The organism is Brevibacillus parabrevis (assembly GCF_022701015.1).
Classification (GTDB): Bacteria; Bacillota; Bacilli; order Brevibacillales; family Brevibacillaceae; genus Brevibacillus; species Brevibacillus parabrevis.
In genome coordinates this window covers 4,513,135-4,530,483 of sequence record NZ_CP064090.1, presented here as the reverse complement: position 1 = coordinate 4,530,483, position 17,349 = coordinate 4,513,135, and the positions used below count along the sequence as shown (strand labels likewise).

Here is a 17,349-nt window from a genome sequence, read left to right as displayed (position 1 = left end):
GCTATGAAACGGATAGGATACTTGGCTTCTTGCTTCATCATGCTTGTAACCATCTTTTCTCCGATGGGTGCTTTGGCAAAAGAAAAAGCGGCTCCGCAACAAGGGGAGATGAATTTTGCCCCGCATGCCTCGTCTGCCATTATGATCGAAGCAGATACAGGAACGGTTTTGTACGAAAAAAATGCGAATGAAAAAATGCCACCCGCCAGCATCACCAAGGTGATGACGATGCTCTTGATTATGGAGGCGGTGGAGCGGGGAGAGCTTAAATTTACAGATAAGGTCAGGGCCAGCGAACGGGCGGCTTCGATGGGAGGATCGCAAATCTTTTTGCAACCGGGCGAAGAAATGACCGTGGAAGACATGATCAAAGGAATTGCGATCGCTTCCGGAAACGACGCCTCGGTAGCGATGGCTGAGCATCTGGGCGGAACGGAAGAGGGCTTTGTGAACCGCATGAACGAGCGGGCCAAACAACTAGGGATGAAAAACACGCACTTTGTCAACTCCAACGGCTTGCCTGCGGAAAATCACTACTCTTCTGCGGCCGATATCGCGATCATGTCGCGCGAGCTTTTGAAGCACGATGGGATCACGAAGTTTACAGGCACGTACCAGGATTACTTGCGCAAGGATTCGGCAAGTCCTTTCTGGCTGGTCAATACGAATCGACTTGTCCGCTTTTACGAAGGCGTAGACGGCCTGAAAACAGGCTATACAGGCGAAGCCAAGTATTGTTTGACCGCGACGGCCAAGCGCAACGACATGCGGATCATTGCCGTCGTCATGGGCGAGCCGGATGTCAAAACGCGCAACAACGAAGTTTCGACCATGTTCAATTACGCTTTCACCCATTTTCAGGTGATGCCGATGTACAAAAAAGGCCAGGCGGTTCAATCGCTCACCGTGGACAAAGGGCAAGTGCCACAGATTAATGTGGTCACGCCGCACGCTGTCAGTTTGCTGATGAAAAAAGGAGAATCAGCGGACACGTACACGAAAGAAATCGTCATGAATCCTGCTGTCAACGCTCCGATTTCCAAAGACCAGGTCGTCGGCCACATTTTTATTCGTACAAAAGACGGCCGCGAAGTGAACAGGATTGATCTGATGCCTGAGCAACAAGTGAATAAGGCAAACATGTGGGAGATTCTCAAGCGGACAACCAAGAGTGTTTTGATCAGCTACTGACACACGACAACAAAGCGCGAAAAGAATCGAGTTGCCTCGAATGCGATGGCGCGGCTGCTCGATTTTTTTGTTCTTTTGTCGCCTGGCAGGAATTGGTTTGTCCGAAGCAGAAAGAGAGGTTTATTCAAGGGAGAAGGAGTGAGTCAGCCATGAGTTTGCGGATTGCGATGGAGACCCGGCAAGACGTGCTGGTGATCCGCCTGCAAGGAGAGCTGGACCATCATACAGCGGAAGAGCTGCGGAGCAAAGTGGATGAACTTTTGCGCACCCCCAACATTCGTCATATCGTGCTGAGCCTGGCTGATTTGGCCTTTATGGACAGCTCCGGTATCGGCGTGATTTTGGGACGCTACAAGCAAATATCTGCCCGTTCGGGTGAAATGTACGTGTGCTCGATCAACCCGACCATTTACCGGATCTTTGAAATGTCTGGCCTGTTCAAGGTAATCAAGTTCCGCGAAAATGAAGCAGATGCACTGCTTGTTCTGGGGGTGGCGTAAGTGAAGGTACAGCGCAATTTTATGTCCGTATCATTTGCTGCAATGAGCCAAAACGAGGCGTTCGCACGAATTGCTGTCGCCTCCTTTATCTCGCAGCTCGATATCACGATGGATGAGCTGGAGGAAATCAAGACGGTCGTATCGGAAGCCGTCACCAATGCGATCATTCACGGCTATGACGAAAATCCGGAAGGGGTCGTACATATTTCTGTGCGGATCGAAGAGGGAGCCATTGATCTGGTCGTGGAAGACAACGGAAAAGGAATTGAGGATGTGGAGCAGGCGATGCAGCCGTTGTATACGACCAAGCCTGAGCTGGAACGTTCGGGTATGGGCTTTACCATTATGGAGAATTTCATGGATTCTTTGGAAGTCGCGACGGCTGTTGGTAAAGGGACAACCGTTCGTTTGACCAAACGCCTGTCGTTTGCCAAAGCCTTGCAAAATTAGGGGTAGTGCCAATGGGTGCCGATATCAAAAATGCGAGTCAACCATTTCTGACCAATGACCAAGTGAAAGAGCTAATCGCCAAAAGCCAGGCTGGAGATACCGATGCGCGTGAGCTTCTTGTGAACAGCAATATCCGGCTGGTCTGGTCCGTCGTCCAGCGTTTTATCAACCGTGGATACGAAGCGGATGATTTGTTTCAAATTGGGTGTATTGGCCTCTTGAAAGCCGTAGATAAATTTGACCTATCCTATGACGTGCGCTTTTCGACGTATGCGGTGCCGATGATTATTGGAGAGATTCAACGGTTCTTGCGTGATGACGGGACAGTCAAGGTAAGTCGATCGCTCAAAGAGACCGCGAACAAGGTACGACGAACAAAGGATGAGCTGTACAAGCAATTTGGCCGTGCACCCACGATCGCGGAGGTAGCCGAAGCCGTGGGGATCACACCGGAGGAAGTCGTGTTTGCCCAGGAAGCGAATCGGGCGCCTTCCTCGATTCATGAGACGGTTTTTGAGAATGACGGAGATCCGATTACACTGATCGACCAGATCGCCGATGAGGGCGTAAACAAGTGGTTTGAAAAAATTGCGCTCAAAGACGCGATCAGTCGGTTGAGCGAGCGTGAGCAGCTCATTGTGTACTTGCGCTACTACAAGGATCAGACCCAATCCGAAGTCGCAGAGCGGCTCGGAATCTCGCAAGTCCAGGTTTCGCGTCTGGAAAAGCGCATTTTGCAAACGATCAAGGATCAGATTGAACACTGATAGCATGAATGAATGTACGTGCGAAAACACTCAAGCCAACGCGCCTGGGTGTTTTTTCATGTATTCATGCGGGCAGTGCGGTGCTTTGCTCTTTCAGCGCTACCTTTTCGGGTATGCGTTTTGGCTGCGGGTACATACTACCGGATAAATGAGTAGCTCGTAGCAGGGAGGAGATTTCATGAAAGACGCGCTGTTTCTTCGTCTGAGAAAGCGGTTGGCCGTCAAGCCGGAAGCGATGATTGCCTTGGGCGATATTTGCCAGCTTTTTTGGGACGGGGAACGCGAGGAAGCGTTGAAGCGAATGCCGATTTATCAAGTAAAGCCGACAGACGGGAATTTGATCGTCATCGATATTATGCAAGTGATCCAGCGTGTTCGTTCCGTCTACCCGGAGGTGGAGCTGGAGATTCAAGGTTCGCCGCAAATTATCGTGGAAGTGTTGAATCCGCGCAAAAAAGCAAATCCCGTCCTGGTCGCTCTCGTCTGGGTGCTTTTGTTTATCGGCTCTGGCCTTGCGATCATGAACTTTCACACCGATGTCAGCATGCGCGAGGTGCACGAACGCATTTTTTATTTGATCACAGGAGAGCGAAGCGAGCAGCCGCTCTGGTTGCAAATCCCATACTCCATCGGGATCGGCATGGGGATGATCCTGTTTTTCAATCACATTTTCCAGAAAAAAATCAACGAAGAACCAAGCCCCCTGGAAGTGGAGCTGTTCATGTACCAGCAAAGTCTCGATCAATACTACATTCAAAACGAGAATAAAGAAAACCAGCGGACGAAGCTATGAGTGTATGGGAATGCGGTTTGCTGGTCTTGATTGGACTAGGGGGCGGGCTTGCGGTCGGGAGCGGGCTTGTCGCTTTCATCGCCGTGCTGGACATTATTCCGAGGCTGACGCAACTGACCAATGCTCACCGTCACATCCGCGCTTTCGAATGGGCCTTGGTGATGGGGGCGCTTTTTTTTACGTTGATCGACTTTTTTCATCTCGGTGCTCATTGGCCGAATGTGGTTACGGCTGTTTACGGCCTGTTTGCGGGAATCTTCGTCGGGACATTGGCGGCCGGGCTGACGGAAGTGCTGAACGTCTTTCCGATCCTGGCAAAACGGCTCAGCATGGACGGCAGCCTGTTGTTTCTGTTGATGGCAGTCGTGTTTGGCAAAGTGACCGGATCGCTCTTGCAGTGGCTGTTGCATCTGTGAATTGGTAAATACCGCTATTCATAGGCAAAGTTTGAAAAAGGAAAGATAGAGGTATGAGACGTCTTACCTCGCAGGAAATATGGACTCACAAAGGAGTGAAAGGGCATGGCAACCAAAACGAAATCGAAGCCGGCTGGATCGTTGCAGATGACGAAGCAGCTATACCAGCAGCAGGCTTCCAAATTTCAGCCCAAGCGTAATGTCCTCCTGAACTCGTTGCGGGCGTTTTGGGTAGGAGGTACGATCTGCCTTCTCGGACAGGCCGTACAAAACATGTACATCCATTTCTTCGGCTTTACAGAGAAGACGGCGAGCAATCCGACGGTTGCCACGCTGATCTTTTTATCGGTTTTGCTGACGGGGCTTGGCGTCTATGACAACATCGGCCAGTATGCCGGGGCAGGCTCGGCTGTTCCGGTAACAGGGTTTGCCAACTCCATCGCTTCGGCTGCCATCGAGCATCGCAGCGAAGGACTTGTCCTCGGAGTGGGCGGCAACATGTTCAAGCTGGCAGGCTCGGTCATTGTGTTTGGGGTAGTGGCAGCCTTTGTCGCAGGCATTTTAAAAAGCTTGATCAACATGTTTTTCTAAGACGGGAGGGCTGGCTGTGTCGAGCAATCCACATCTGAAACGGGTGAGCCGCCAAACCTGGCACTTCGACCAGAATGTCCGCTTGCAAAGCTCGGCGGTAGCTGTCGGCCCCAAGGAAGGGGAAGGACCGCTCGCCTCTTTGTTTGACGTCATTCACGACGACATGTACGCCGGGCAGAATACGTGGGAGAACGCCGAGCGACAGCTGCTGGAGGACGCTGTTTCGGCTGCGCTGAAAAAAGCGGGGATCGCGGGCAGCGAAGTCGATGCCATTTTGGCGGGCGATTTGCTGAATCAAAACATCACGACCAATTTCACTGCCGAAAAGCTGGAGATCCCGCTTCTGGGCATGTACGGGGCGTGCTCGACGTCCATGCTCACTTTGGCTACGGCTGCCGCTCTGGTGAATGCCGGATATGCCAACAGAGCGATTGCCGCTTGCAGCAGCCACAACGCCACAGCCGAGCGCCAATATCGCTATCCGACGGAATACGGCGGACAAAAGCCGCCCACGGCGCAATGGACGGTCACGGGCGCAGGGGCTGGGCTGGTTGGCATCGGAGGGACGGGACCGCGCATCACGTATGCGACGATGGGCAAAGTAGTGGACATGGGAATCAAGGACCCGCTGGATATGGGCTCAGCGATGGCGCCAGCAGCCGTCTCGACTTTTTTGGCTCATTTTCAGGACACGGGCAGAAAGCCGCAAGACTACGATTTGATCGTGACGGGCGATCTCGCATCGGTCGGCTATCCGATCGTAAAAGAGCTGATGCTGGCGGAAGGCTACGACATGGATCAGGTGTACAACGATTGCGGCCTGATGATCTACACGCCCGATCAGGATGTGTTCGCTGGCGGCAGCGGCTGTGCAAGCAGCGCGGTCGTGACCTACAGCCATATTGTGGATCAGTTGAACCGCGGGTTGCTGAAAAAAGTGCTCGTATGCGCGACAGGCGCGCTGTTAAGCCCGGTCAGCACCCAGCAAGGCAATTCGATTCCGTGCATCGCGCACGCGGTCGCGCTCGAAGGAGGACAATGATGGAATATGTGATTGCTTTTGTCGTGGGCGGGCTTGTATGCGTCGTCGGACAGCTTTTGCTCGACGTCGGCAAGCTCACGCCAGCCCATGTCATGAGTACGTTGGTTGTCGCAGGTGTCGTGCTTGATTTTGTTGGCGTTTACGACAAATTCATCGACTTCGCCGGAGCGGGTGCTACGGTGCCGATCACAAGCTTCGGCCATGCGCTGTATCACGGAGCGATCAGCGAGGCGGAGCAACATGGCCTGATCGGGGTGACTACCGGCATTTTCGAGGTCACCAGTGCAGGGATATCGGCGGCGATCGCGTTCGGTTTTCTGGCTTCACTCGTCTTCAAACCAAAAGGCTGACGTCTAGGCGAGCAGAGGCGGTGAGCAAACGATGGAGCAAATGCGGCGCAAGGTCATTTTGGTAACAGATGGCGATCATATCGCACAAAAAGCTGTAGAAAGCGTCGCGAGAGAGCTGGGAGGCAGATGCATCTCGCTTTCGGCCGGAAACCCGACTCCTGTAAGGGGCGAACAGGTGGTAGAGCTGATCAAAATGACTCCGCATGATCCGGTCATCGTCATGTTTGATGACAACGGCGATTACGGCAAAGGGCGCGGGGAGCGGGCGATTGAGTACGTCGCTTTGCATCCTGACATTGAAGTAATCGGCGTCATTGCCGTTGCTTCCAATACGAAATGGGTTCATGGAGCGACTGTGGCCTATTCAGTCGACAACCAGGGACAGATCGTAGAAGAAGCGGTGGATAAGGACGGATATGCAGACGGGCAGCTCCAGCATCGCATTTACGGCGATACTGTTGACATTTTGAACACGTTGAAGCTGCCGAATGTCATCGGAATCGGGGATATCGGGAAAATGGACGGCCGTGACAGCTTGCAAAATGGCTGCCCGATCACCAAGAGAGCAGTGCAGTGGATCATGGAAAGGAGCGGCGCCTATGACGACAGTCACAGAGAAAAGACGGCCGATCTCAGAGCGGATTGAGGAAAACAAGGAGTATTTGAACGACAGGCTTGGCGTAGGAAAAAGCTTCGACATCGGAGTTCACGAATTTTTTGTGGGCAATACGAAGCTGCTCATGTACTACATAAACGGTTTTGCCGAGAGTATGCTCGTCTCGCAAATCATGCGCGAAATCAACGACTTGCGCGGCCGGGACATCACAGATAGCCTGTTTGAAACGCTGTTTTACAAATTCATTCCTTTCTACCAGCTTGCCAAGGTCGATACGACAGACGAATTTATGGACAAGCTGCTCGTCGGGCAAGTTGGCCTGATCCTCGATCGCTCGAATCACGCGATCATCATGGATACGAAAATTTTGCCGACGCGTTCCCCGCAAGAGCCAGACACCGAGCGGATCGTGCGCGGGGCGCATGACGGTTTCACGGAGACGCTTGTCATCAACACGGTTTTGACGCGCAGAAGAATCCGCGACGAGCGATTGCGGTTTGAAATCATGCAAGTGGGGGAGCGCACCAAAACGGATGTAGCGGTCGCCTATTTGCAAGATGTGGCGAACCCGCAGCTTGTCGATGAGTTGAAAGAACGGCTGCAAAATATCCAGATCGACGGGATTCCGATGGCGGAAAAGACGATTGAGGAGTTTATTATCGGAAAAACGTTGAATCCGTTTCCGCTCGTTCGCTACACGGAACGGCCAGACGTAGCCGCTGTCCACCTTTTGGAGGGGCACGTCCTGATCTATGTGGATACGTCTCCGAGCGTAATGATTACACCAGCGACTTACTTTCATCACGTTCAGCACGCGGAGGAGTATCGGCAAACCCCTGTGGTCGGTGCCTACTTGCGGTGGGTGCGCTTTTTCGGGATTTTCGCTTCCGTCTTCGTCCTGCCAATCTGGCTGCTCATGGTGATGCACCCATCGATGATTCCGGAGCAGCTTGATTTTATCGGAATGAAGGACAAGGGCAGTATCCCGCTGCTGGTGCAGTTTCTGCTCGCAGAGGTGGGGCTTGATCTCATGCGAATGGCGGCGATTCATACGCCTGCGCCGCTGTCAGTGGCCATGGGCTTGTTAGCTGCGATTCTGGTCGGTGACGTTGCGATCAAGGTCGGACTGTTTGCGCCCGAAGTCATTCTCTATCTGGCCGTGGCGGCCATCGGGATGTTTGCGACGCCTAGCTATGAGTTGGGACTGGCGAATCGGCTCGTCCGCATCTTTTTGATTCTGATGGTGGGCTTCTTCTCCACACCTGGCTTGATGATCGGCTTTTTGGCTGTGCTGGTCGGACTCGCTGCGACGCGTTCCCTCAACACGCCGTATTTGTGGCCGTTCATCCCTTTCAACTACAAGGCGATGAAGGATGTGGTCGTCCGGCTTGCCGTTCCTAGCAAAAATAATCGGCCCAGCATCGTTCGCTCCCAAAATTCCTCGCGGCAATAATATTCTGAAAACGGATGCCAACACCCATTGTCAAACGCACAGCCTTGTAGTACATTGAATGGGGAAGCCTTACGATGCTTGTTATGTTTGGCAACTGACGCTTTTTGTCGGTTGCCTTTCTCTATAGGATCTGGGCTATTAGGATCGGCGTGATCAGACTGGGAGGAGCCAAATATGTTTTTACACGGGACAAGTCGAGTAAACGAGCAGGGGCATCTTGAAATCGGGGGCTGTGACACAACAAGTCTGGCGGCTACGTACGGAACACCGCTGTACGTCTATGACGAGGCGCAAATTCGCGCGAAATGCCGCAGCTTTGTGGAGGCGTTCAGCCAGACGGGATTCTCTTTTCAGGTAGCTTACGCAAGCAAAGCTTTCTGTACGATGGCGATGTGCAAGCTGATCGAGGAGGAAGGGCTTTCGCTCGACGTCGTATCGGGCGGGGAGCTGTACACAGCCTTGCAAGCGGGCTTTCCTGCTGACCGCATTCACTTCCACGGCAACAACAAGTCGCTGGACGAAATCAACATGGCTTTGGATGCGAAGATCGGCTGTTTTGTGGTAGACAACTTTTATGAGCTGCACACGCTGGCAGAAGTTGCGAAGGAGCGCGGCGAAAAGGTTGCCGTCCTCTTGCGCGTAACGCCTGGCGTAGAAGCTCATACGCACGAATATATTTCCACCGGGCAAATCGACTCGAAATTCGGCTTCGATGTGCAAAACGGGCAAGCTCTGGAAGCGATCCGCTATGCGCACGAGAGCAATCATCTGCACTTATTGGGCGTTCATAGCCATATCGGCTCGCAAATTTTTGAGACAGACGGTTTCCTTGTTGCGGTGAAGCGGTTGACTGAGTTGCTTGGTGACGCAAAAGACAAGCATGGCTTCCTTCCAGAGGTACTGAATGTCGGCGGCGGCTTCGGAATCCGCTACGTAGAGGGCGATACGCCACAGCCAGCCGAGACGTACATCAAGGCGATTACCGATCTCGTGCGCGAGGAGCTGACAGCGCGTGAAATCCCGCTGCCTGAGCTGTGGATCGAGCCGGGCCGCAGCATTGTCGGAGATGCAGGCACCACTTTGTACCGAATCGGTTCGCATAAAGAAATTCCGAACGTGCGCAAATACGTTGCCGTTGACGGCGGAATGACGGACAACTTGCGTCCGGCGCTGTACAACGCGCAATACGAAGCGGCGATTGCCAACAAAATGAACGAGAGTGCCACAGAAGTCGTCTCCATCGCCGGAAAATGCTGTGAGTCTGGCGATATGCTGATCTGGGACGTGAAGCTTCCTCCTGCTGCGGCTGGCGACATTTTGGCCGTAACCAGCACGGGCGCATACGGATATTCCATGTCCAACAACTACAACCGCATCGCTCGTCCTGCTGTTGTGTTCGTCAAAGAGGGAGAAGCCGAGCTGGTAGTAAAACGCGAGACGTACGCAGATGTCGTCGGCCACGATCTTTTGCCGAAACGGGCGCAATTGCAGCGCTAAGCGATCCAAAAAAGCAGACCAAGACCCTTCCGAAAAGCACAGGAAGGGTCTTTATATTTCCTTCATCTGGCATTCACGAAAAATTAAATCTTCCCTGCCATAATGGAGGTGGCGAGGAGGACAGATACAGCATGTTGTCGACTCTCATCAAAAAGTTTCGGCGCTTTCCCTATTTTTCCCTGGATAAGCGTCAATGGATGAAGAACGTCATTCGGCAGGAAATCGAGAAAGGCCGCAACGTCGTCATGTTTTATGTCGATATTGTCAAAATGACGGAAGTGGAGCAGCGCTACGGCGATACGAGCGCCAAACGCGTGCTGCACATTTTTGAAGGAATATTGCCGGGAGTAGCTCGCCAGGCATTCGAAATAAAAGGCAAGATTTTGGCGATTCAGAAGCTGTGGGGCGACGATTTCGCCATTTATGTGTCTTTTGGCGGACAGGTAAGCGATGAAGATTGCCGCATGCTTTCCATCCATTTTCAGGAGCTGGCGGAGCGGCAGCTGAATCGTCAGGTCAGCTTCGTCAACCGGGAAGACTTGCGGGTGCATATCGGCTATGCTACCATCGCGGGTCATGATATCGTCCGGGAAATGTACACGTCGGTGAAACACGCCGTCCATATGGCGAAGTACGGGATTACATCGGAAAAGTACACGCACATGACCCAATTTCACAAGCTGCTTGCGGAAGAAAATGTGAACATGCATTTTATGCCGATCATTCACCTGCCAGACGGCCAGGCGTTAGGGTGGGAGGCGCTTGCTCGCGGCCCGCAAAACAGTCCGTTTGCGACACCCGCGACATTGTTCAGCTATGCGGAGGAGACGGATACCGTGTTTCGGCTGGAGCATATTTGCCGCAAGCGAGCATTGGAACAGCTGCGCTATTTAAATCCGAATGAAAAGTTGTTCATTAACCTTGATCCAAGGGCGATAGACGATCCCTTTTTGCTGAGGGGAAAGGTTCAGAGCTTGCTCGCCAATTACGGCCTGAACCCGCATAACATCGTCTTTGAAATAACGGAGCGTCACGCGATTACGAACTACGCGGTGTTTCGCAAAATTATCGAAGAGTACCGGAAAAAAGGCTATTTGATCGCCGTCGATGATGCAGGTGCGGGCTATTCCAGCCTGGAATCGATTACGGAGATTTACCCCGATTTCATCAAACTGGACATGTCGCTCATCCGCAATATCGATGTCGACCCGATCAAGCAGGCGCTGCTGGAGACGTTCGTCTCATTCGCGGAAAAGGTCAATTGCAAGATTATTGCGGAAGGCATCGAGACGGAGCGCGAGCTGGAGACGCTGATGGACGTAGGGGTGGTCTACGGCCAAGGCTACTATTTGGGCAAGCCGGACAAAGGGATGGCGCAAGTATCGGGTCAGGCGATGAACTTTTTGCGCTATATGCAGGAGAAGCAAAGAGACGGTGCGAAAGAGACGATCATCGTCGCACCAGACATGACGGAGATTTTGGCCAAGACGATTTGCGTGGAAAAGCACGTCAGGGTGCGGCGCGTCCATGAAATTTTCGAGCAAAACCAGCGAATTGAAAGCGTAGTCGTCCTGGAAGAGGGCAGACCGATCGGGTTGGTCATGCGCTTTTCGCTCTATCAAATTCTTGGCGGCCAGTACGGCATCGCCCTCTATTACGAGCGGCCTGTTTCCCACATCATGAACACGAACCCGCTGAAGGCCAGCAAAAACGACCGGCTGGACGAGGTAGCGAAACGAGCCATGGCGCGCGACGCCTATCATCTCTATGACGTCGTGATCATCGTCGGGGAGCAGAACGAGTATTTGGGCATTGTGACCGTGCAAAATTTGCTCGACAAGATGGCTTCGATCAAGCTGGAGATGGCCAGTTCCGCCAATCCGCTGACAGGGCTTCCAGGCAACGTGCAAATCGAGCGCGAACTGAACGGGCGGATCAAGCAGCGAGAGGCGCAGATGGTGATTTACTGCGATCTCGACCGCTTCAAATGGTTTAATGACCGCTACGGCTTTGAAGTGGGCGATCAAATCATCGTGCGGACGGCGAATTTGCTTCGGGATGCCTCCCGGCGCTTTGGAAGCGGCAATGACTTCATCGGGCATATCGGCGGCGACGACTTTATCCTCATCACCGCGGCAGATCATGTGGATGCGCTTGTCACGTATTTGATTGACTCGTTTTCCTCCTATTTTACGGACATCTACGAAAAATGCCGGATGGGAGACGATGTGCAATTGTCGATGTCCATGGCAGGCGTGGACTTGGGGCCAGGCATGTTTACGAGCGCGGAAGCCGTGGCGCGCCGGGCGGCCGATGTGAAAAAGTGGGCGAAATCGTATCCGGGAACGGTGTTTGTTCGCGACCGCGAGAGGGAAGAGCAGGCGAGTGTGGAGACTGCGGGTGGATGTTGAAAAAATCAAATAAAAAAGACACTAGCAAATTACTGCTAGTGTCTTTTTGTACTAGGTGAGTCTTATTCTCCCAATACCTTGACTTCTTTCATTTTATCGCCTTGCTTGATCGCGTCAACATGCTCCAAACCGGAAGTCACGCGGCCAAATACAGTATGTACGCCATCGAGGTGAGGGAACGCGTCGTAGCAGATGAAGAACTGGCTGCCGCCTGTGTCTTTTCCTGCGTGCGCCATCGAGAGGGCACCGCGTTGGTGTTTGTGCGGGTTTCCTTTGGTTTCACATTTGATAGTGTAACCAGGACCGCCAGTGCCAGTTCCGTATGGGCAACCGCCTTGTGCTACGAAGCCAGGGATGACACGGTGGAAAGACAGACCATTGTAGAAACCTTCGTTTGCCAGCTTTTCAAAGTTGCCGACAGTTCCTGGAGCTTCTTGATCGAACAGCTCCAGCTCGATTTGATTACCATTTTCCATGGTGATGTGCGCTTTTTTCATGGATGAGCCTCCAGACCTTGTAAAGTTAACGTTCCTATTTTACCACGCGTCATGGTTGTCGTCCAATTACATCCCGCTGGTTTAGTTATTTCAGCTTATTCCCCACAACACTGCCATTTTAAGCAAAAGTTATACAGGAAACTGTTAGATTCTGTCGAATCGGTTGTAATCAGGAGGGGGAGAAGAGAGTGGCTATAACGCAAAGAGGTAGACTTGATTTATTGAAAGAAGTGTACAAAAATCAACAGACAGAGGGAAAGTTTACGCATGAGACATTAAATTGCAACGATAAAAGTTCGCTATTAAAATATACAGCCTACTTGTATTTGGAGGATCATGGATGGCTTGCAATAAATGAGGTAAATCAAAGTGAATATGTAGTGAGAATAACTGGAAAAGGGATTGATATTGTAGAAAAGAGAGCCAAAAAGAAGCTCTTAAAAGTGTTTTTAAATTGGGCGGTAGTAGGCTATACACTCTTTGTTATTTGGTTCTTATTTCGATTGTTTCAGTTTGGGGAAATCAGTAACGGTGATAACAGCTTCATTGCTTTGGTTGGTTTCCTATTCACTATGTTGGGTACTTTAATTGCAGTGAATGACAGAGAATAGGACTTAGCCTTCGAATCAATTTTGGCTACTCTATTACTCTATTAATCAACGATTTGCGGCACCGACAGGCTTTTGCTTGTCGGTGCTTTTCTTTTCGCACGCCTGAAAAAGCCAATGACTCGCTCGCATCACGCCCGGCTCTTTCAGCCTGATATGCCAGCCTTGAAGAGACTTGTAAGCCTATCCATCTGCTGGTATCCTAGAAGGTAGACGATTTTTTGCCGAGCGAAGCCTGGGGAATTGCGCTGGGCTTTTTGCGAAGCTGTTAAGGGGGAACCAATGGATCTATTTCATTTTGATTGGAAAACGGTACCGTTTCGCATGATTGCATTCGTTATCGCTTTCAGCTTGCACGAATGGGCGCACGCCTTTGTCGCCTGGAAACTGGGCGACAATACCGCCAAAAACGAGGGCCGCTTAACGATAAATCCGATCCCGCACATCGATCCGTTCGGGTTGATTCTCATTTTGTTTGGACCGTTCGGCTGGGCCAAGCCTGTGCCGATCAATCCGCTGCAATTTCGCGGGAACAAGCGACTCGGTATCGTGTATGTGTCGGCAGCGGGGCCGTTGATCAACCTGGTGTTGGCGATTCTGTTCTGTATTGTTTACATACTTACACGTTATTACGGCGTGATGGACGGAATGAGCGAAAAAGCTGCATTCGCACTGAAAACAACACTGGAATACTGTGTCTTCATCAATGTGGGCTTGTTTGTGTTCAACCTGCTGCCAGTTCCCCCGCTCGACGGGTATAAGATTTTGCGCTTCCTGTCTCCGCGCAGATGGGATGGAGCCTTTTACAATTTCGAAATCTATGGTCCTTGGTTGTTGCTTCTGCTGATTTTCATCCCGGGTGTTAGCGCAACCATTTTCGGTATACCTATGGGATTAATGGTGATGTGGGTGCAAAAAGTTGCCGGAAGCATCATCAGCGTGTTCATTTAAAGGAAACGAGGGGACGTCTTTTGGCCTACAGCATCAAACTTGATTCATTTGAAGGGCCCCTTGACCTTTTGCTTCATCTGATCGACAAGGCAGAAGTAGACATTTACGACATTCCGATTGCGGAAATTACCGAGCAATACCTCGCGACGATCGATCGCATGCAGGAGCTGCAACTCGATGTGGCCAGCGAGTTTGTCGTGATGGCGGCGACCCTGCTTTCCATCAAAAGCAAAATGCTTTTGCCGCGAAAAGAAGAGCATGTGTTCCAGCCTTTTCTCGACATGGACGTCGACGAGGTCGATCCACGGGAAGAGCTGGTGGCGCGACTGTTGGAATACAAGCGCTACAAGCTGCTGGCTGAGCAACTGCGCGAGATGGAAATCGGCCGCAACCAGGTGTTTACCCGCCCTGCGGAAAATTTGGCTCCGTATGCGCGCGAGGAAGATACGACCGTCAAAAACGTGACGTTGTACGATCTAGTCAATGCGCTGGAAAAACTCGTGCAAAAAGCGAAAGACAAGGAACCGATGACAAAGGTTTCCCGCGATGAAATCTCCATCAAGGACCGGATGACGCAGATTCGCCAGCTGGTTCGCGTCGGAGGGGGCATGGTGCGCTTCTCCCAGCTTTTTGCCCAGGGAGCGACCCGCTCGGAAATCGTCACGACGTTTCTCGCTTTGCTGGAGCTGATGAAGGCAAAGCAAATTACGTGTGTGCAAAATCAACTGTTTCAAGACATCATGATCTGTGATGCGGAAGGAGCCCACAACGATGGACTATGACAAGCTCAAAGGCGTGATCGAAGGCTTGCTGTTCATCTCGGGAGATGAAGGAATCGATGCCAAGGAGATTAGTGAAATCGTCGAGGTATCGGAAGAAGAGGTCGTTGACTTGATCGAGGACATGAAAGCGGACTTTCGCCGGGCAGGGCGCGGCGTGCAAATCGTCGAAGTGGCCAAAGCGTATCAGCTGACGACCTTGCCCGAGCATGTTCCTTATTTCGAGCGTCTGGCCACTTCGCCTGGGCAATCGACGCTGTCCCAGGCAGCACTGGAGACGCTTGCCATCATTGCCTACAAGCAGCCGTTGACGCGCTCGGAAATCGAAGAAATACGCGGTGTAAAATGCGAAAAGGCACTCAATACGCTTTTGTCGAAACAGTTGATTCGCGAAGCGGGGAGAGCCGAAGGGATTGGACGCCCGATTTTGTACGCGACCACCAAAGAGTTTCTCGAGCATTTCGGACTGCGCGAAATTGCCGATCTACCCGAACCGCCTGTCAACCTGGATATCGAGGAAGTCCGCATGGAAGCCTCTGCTCTTTTTGGCAGACAGGAAGAAAAAGCAAACGATTAGTCGCTCCGGACAGTTTTTCGTACTACCGCCCGACTCGTCCCCATATATATGTACAAACCTGTGTATCGTTGTACTTTTGGGGATGGGGAGGACGTGTATGAACGTACGAAAACTTCTGTCCGGCGGACTCGTCGTTTTTCTTTTTATACAGCTATTGCTGGCTGGGCCACCCGCAGCACAGGCGCAAACGGTGCAGCCAAGCCTCTCGGCCGAAGGCGCTGCCTTGATTGATGTGGCGAGCGGGCGGATTCTGTATTCGAAAAACGGCACGAAAAAGATGCGGATCGCCAGCCTGACGAAGACGATGACGGCGATTGTCGCCATTGAGATGGGGAAGCTCGACGACCAAGTGACCGTACCGCCAGAAGCTGTCGGGGTCGAAGGCTCGTCTATCTACTTGAAGCGATCCGAAAAGCTGACGTTGGAAGAGCTGCTCTACGGTCTCATGCTGCGCTCAGGCAATGATGCTGCCGTTACGATTGCCACCCACATTGGCGGCTCGGTTCCGGGCTTCACTTATATGATGAACGAAAAGGCAGCCATGATCGGAATGGAGCATACGAATTTTACCAACCCGCACGGACTGGATGACAGCAACCAGCACTATTCTACGGCCGAAGATATGGCGAAGCTGTCCGCCTATGCTTTGCGCAATCCGGTTTTTCGGCAAATTGTTTCCACCAAGGTCAAAGACATCTCCTGGGAAGGGGAGCAGTGGGACAGACGGCTGCTCAACAAAAACAAGATGCTGCATCTGTACAACGGAGCAGACGGGGTGAAAACAGGCTACACGAAACTGGCGAAGCGTTGTCTCGCCGCCTCGGCTACCCGCGAAGGAAGGCAGCTCGCGACCATCACCTTAAATGCTTCGGACGACTGGAATGATTCTGCAAAGCTTTTGGACTACGGCTTTGCCAACTTTCCGGTCAAGCAGTTGGTCGGTGAAGGCCAGGACATCCAGCCAGAAACTCCGGTTACGATGGAAGCGGGCGCCCATTTGGTGACACAAAACGCTTTTCGCTACCCGCTCCAGTCTGCGGAAGAGGCAGCGATCAAACAACGCGTTGTGATGGGACAGTCGACAATCACCCCCCAGATGGAAGGGCAGCTCGTCGGTTTCTTGCAGGTGTACATGAAGGAAAACATGATCGGACAAGTGCCGCTCGTCGTGCGCGCCGACGCTCCGACGGCAAGTCAGCCTGCGAGCGGTGAGCACTTGTTCTGGAAGCAGTTCTGGGACATTGTGGCAGGGGGGCTGTGGCGTGCTTAATGTCATCTGGCTCGCTTTGATCGTCATCTCAATCGTCGTCGCCGCCTTCACAGGTCGCATGGAGGCAATCAACGCGGCAGCTTTTGAAGGCGCGAAGACAGGCGTCACCGTATGCTTCGGCTTGCTCAGCGTCCTCGCCTTTTGGCTGGGCATTATGCGCGTAGCGGAAAAATCCGGGTTGCTTGCGCTGTTGTCCAAAGCGCTGTCTCCGCTTATACAGCTGCTGTTTCCCGATGTGCCAAAAGGCCATCCAGCCATGGGCTATATTTTGTCGAACATGAGTGCCAACCTGCTCGGTCTTGGCAATGCCGCAACGCCGATGGGGCTGAAAGCGATGGAGGAATTGCAGAAGCTGAATCCTGACAAGCAAAAAGCTTCCCCGGCGATGTGCACGCTGCTGGCGATCAACACGGCGAGCATCACGATCATTCCGACGACCATGATTGCGATTCGCATGCAGTACGGCTCCGTCAATCCGGTGGAAATTGTCGGGACGACGCTCGTCTCTTCCTTTGCGGCAACGATCGTGGCCTTGTTGATTGATCGCTGGTATCGCTATCGTCACTTACGACGTCACAATTAGGGGGAAA

At 52.3% G+C, this 17,349-nt stretch carries 20 protein-coding genes; 19 read left to right on the top strand and 1 reads right to left on the bottom strand.

Translation table 11 applies throughout. From position 1 onward, the window contains the following. Nucleotides 1–3: 3 nt before the first annotated feature. From IRJ17_RS20655 to IRJ17_RS20595, 13 genes are all read left to right on the top strand, one after another. Nucleotides 4–1,191: a D-alanyl-D-alanine carboxypeptidase family protein gene (locus IRJ17_RS20655; RefSeq protein ID WP_217021760.1), complete on the top strand. Its 1,188-nt coding sequence runs from the start codon at nucleotides 4–6 to the stop codon at nucleotides 1,189–1,191. Nucleotides 1,192–1,340: 149 nt separating this feature from the next. Beyond that, nucleotides 1,341–1,691, top strand: a complete 351-nt coding sequence (spoIIAA, locus tag IRJ17_RS20650; RefSeq protein ID WP_063226881.1) for an anti-sigma F factor antagonist — start codon at nucleotides 1,341–1,343, stop codon at nucleotides 1,689–1,691. Nucleotides 1,692–1,712: 21 nt separating this feature from the next. Further along, entirely contained in the window at nucleotides 1,713–2,141 is a 429-nt protein-coding gene (gene spoIIAB, locus IRJ17_RS20645; RefSeq protein WP_173595994.1) for an anti-sigma F factor, read from the top strand. Nucleotides 2,142–2,152: 11 nt separating this feature from the next. Then, nucleotides 2,153–2,908, top strand: coding sequence for an RNA polymerase sporulation sigma factor SigF (gene sigF, locus IRJ17_RS20640; protein ID WP_063226883.1), 756 nt, complete (start codon nucleotides 2,153–2,155; stop codon nucleotides 2,906–2,908). A gap of 178 nt (nucleotides 2,909–3,086) precedes the next feature. Continuing rightward, nucleotides 3,087–3,701 (top strand): stage V sporulation protein AA, encoded by a 615-nt coding sequence (locus IRJ17_RS20635; RefSeq protein WP_173598780.1) that lies wholly within the window; start codon nucleotides 3,087–3,089, stop codon nucleotides 3,699–3,701. Continuing rightward, on the top strand, nucleotides 3,698–4,117 hold the full coding sequence (locus IRJ17_RS20630; protein ID WP_122963635.1) for a stage V sporulation protein AB: 420 nt from the start codon (nucleotides 3,698–3,700) through the stop codon (nucleotides 4,115–4,117). The genes IRJ17_RS20635 and IRJ17_RS20630 overlap by 4 nt, the downstream gene beginning before the upstream one ends. A 105-nt stretch (nucleotides 4,118–4,222) precedes the next feature. Beyond that, the gene (gene spoVAC / locus IRJ17_RS20625) at nucleotides 4,223–4,708 is read left to right on the top strand and encodes a stage V sporulation protein AC (RefSeq protein ID WP_122963634.1); all 486 of its coding nucleotides are present in this window, start codon (nucleotides 4,223–4,225) and stop codon (nucleotides 4,706–4,708) included. Nucleotides 4,709–4,724: 16 nt separating this feature from the next. Next, complete coding sequence (spoVAD, locus tag IRJ17_RS20620; RefSeq protein ID WP_122963633.1) at nucleotides 4,725–5,750, top strand: stage V sporulation protein AD; 1,026 nt, start codon at nucleotides 4,725–4,727, stop codon at nucleotides 5,748–5,750. After that, on the top strand, nucleotides 5,750–6,100 hold the full coding sequence (spoVAE, locus tag IRJ17_RS20615; RefSeq protein WP_063226888.1) for a stage V sporulation protein AE: 351 nt from the start codon (nucleotides 5,750–5,752) through the stop codon (nucleotides 6,098–6,100). Before spoVAD ends, spoVAE begins: the two co-directional genes overlap by 1 nt. Nucleotides 6,101–6,131: 31 nt before the next feature. Further along, nucleotides 6,132–6,746 (top strand): stage V sporulation protein SpoVABEA, encoded by a 615-nt coding sequence (gene spoVAEA / locus IRJ17_RS20610; protein ID WP_122963632.1) that lies wholly within the window; start codon nucleotides 6,132–6,134, stop codon nucleotides 6,744–6,746. Beyond that, nucleotides 6,700–8,169 (top strand): spore germination protein, encoded by a 1,470-nt coding sequence (locus tag IRJ17_RS20605; RefSeq protein WP_122963631.1) that lies wholly within the window; start codon nucleotides 6,700–6,702, stop codon nucleotides 8,167–8,169. Before spoVAEA ends, IRJ17_RS20605 begins: the two co-directional genes overlap by 47 nt. Before the next feature lie 174 nt (nucleotides 8,170–8,343). Further along, entirely contained in the window at nucleotides 8,344–9,666 is a 1,323-nt protein-coding gene (lysA, locus tag IRJ17_RS20600) for a diaminopimelate decarboxylase (protein ID WP_173598782.1), read from the top strand. A gap of 131 nt (nucleotides 9,667–9,797) precedes the next feature. Continuing rightward, entirely contained in the window at nucleotides 9,798–12,077 is a 2,280-nt protein-coding gene (locus IRJ17_RS20595) for a GGDEF domain-containing protein (RefSeq protein WP_122963629.1), read from the top strand. A 62-nt stretch (nucleotides 12,078–12,139) separates the two neighbouring features. On the opposite strand, the gene IRJ17_RS20590 is transcribed toward IRJ17_RS20595, so the two are convergent. Beyond that, nucleotides 12,140–12,574, bottom strand: coding sequence for a peptidylprolyl isomerase (locus IRJ17_RS20590; protein WP_122963628.1), 435 nt, complete (start codon nucleotides 12,572–12,574; stop codon nucleotides 12,140–12,142). A 188-nt stretch (nucleotides 12,575–12,762) separates the two neighbouring features. On the opposite strand from IRJ17_RS20590, the gene IRJ17_RS20585 reads away from it, so the two are divergent. The 6 genes from IRJ17_RS20585 to IRJ17_RS20560 all read left to right on the top strand — a co-directional run bounded on the left by IRJ17_RS20585 (nucleotide 12,763) and on the right by IRJ17_RS20560 (nucleotide 17,342). After that, entirely contained in the window at nucleotides 12,763–13,185 is a 423-nt protein-coding gene (locus IRJ17_RS20585; protein ID WP_122963627.1) for a hypothetical protein, read from the top strand. A gap of 279 nt (nucleotides 13,186–13,464) precedes the next feature. Beyond that, the gene (locus IRJ17_RS20580) at nucleotides 13,465–14,133 is read left to right on the top strand and encodes a site-2 protease family protein (protein WP_173595788.1); all 669 of its coding nucleotides are present in this window, start codon (nucleotides 13,465–13,467) and stop codon (nucleotides 14,131–14,133) included. Between the two features lie 20 nt (nucleotides 14,134–14,153). Further along, the gene (locus IRJ17_RS20575) at nucleotides 14,154–14,915 is read left to right on the top strand and encodes a segregation/condensation protein A (protein ID WP_242771770.1); all 762 of its coding nucleotides are present in this window, start codon (nucleotides 14,154–14,156) and stop codon (nucleotides 14,913–14,915) included. Further along, nucleotides 14,905–15,489 (top strand): SMC-Scp complex subunit ScpB, encoded by a 585-nt coding sequence (gene scpB, locus IRJ17_RS20570; protein WP_063226896.1) that lies wholly within the window; start codon nucleotides 14,905–14,907, stop codon nucleotides 15,487–15,489. Before IRJ17_RS20575 ends, scpB begins: the two co-directional genes overlap by 11 nt. Nucleotides 15,490–15,586: 97 nt before the next feature. Then, nucleotides 15,587–16,759, top strand: coding sequence for a D-alanyl-D-alanine carboxypeptidase family protein (locus tag IRJ17_RS20565; protein ID WP_242771768.1), 1,173 nt, complete (start codon nucleotides 15,587–15,589; stop codon nucleotides 16,757–16,759). Next, nucleotides 16,752–17,342: a nucleoside recognition domain-containing protein gene (locus tag IRJ17_RS20560; protein ID WP_173595790.1), complete on the top strand. Its 591-nt coding sequence runs from the start codon at nucleotides 16,752–16,754 to the stop codon at nucleotides 17,340–17,342. The genes IRJ17_RS20565 and IRJ17_RS20560 overlap by 8 nt, the downstream gene beginning before the upstream one ends. Nucleotides 17,343–17,349: the final 7 nt, after the last annotated feature.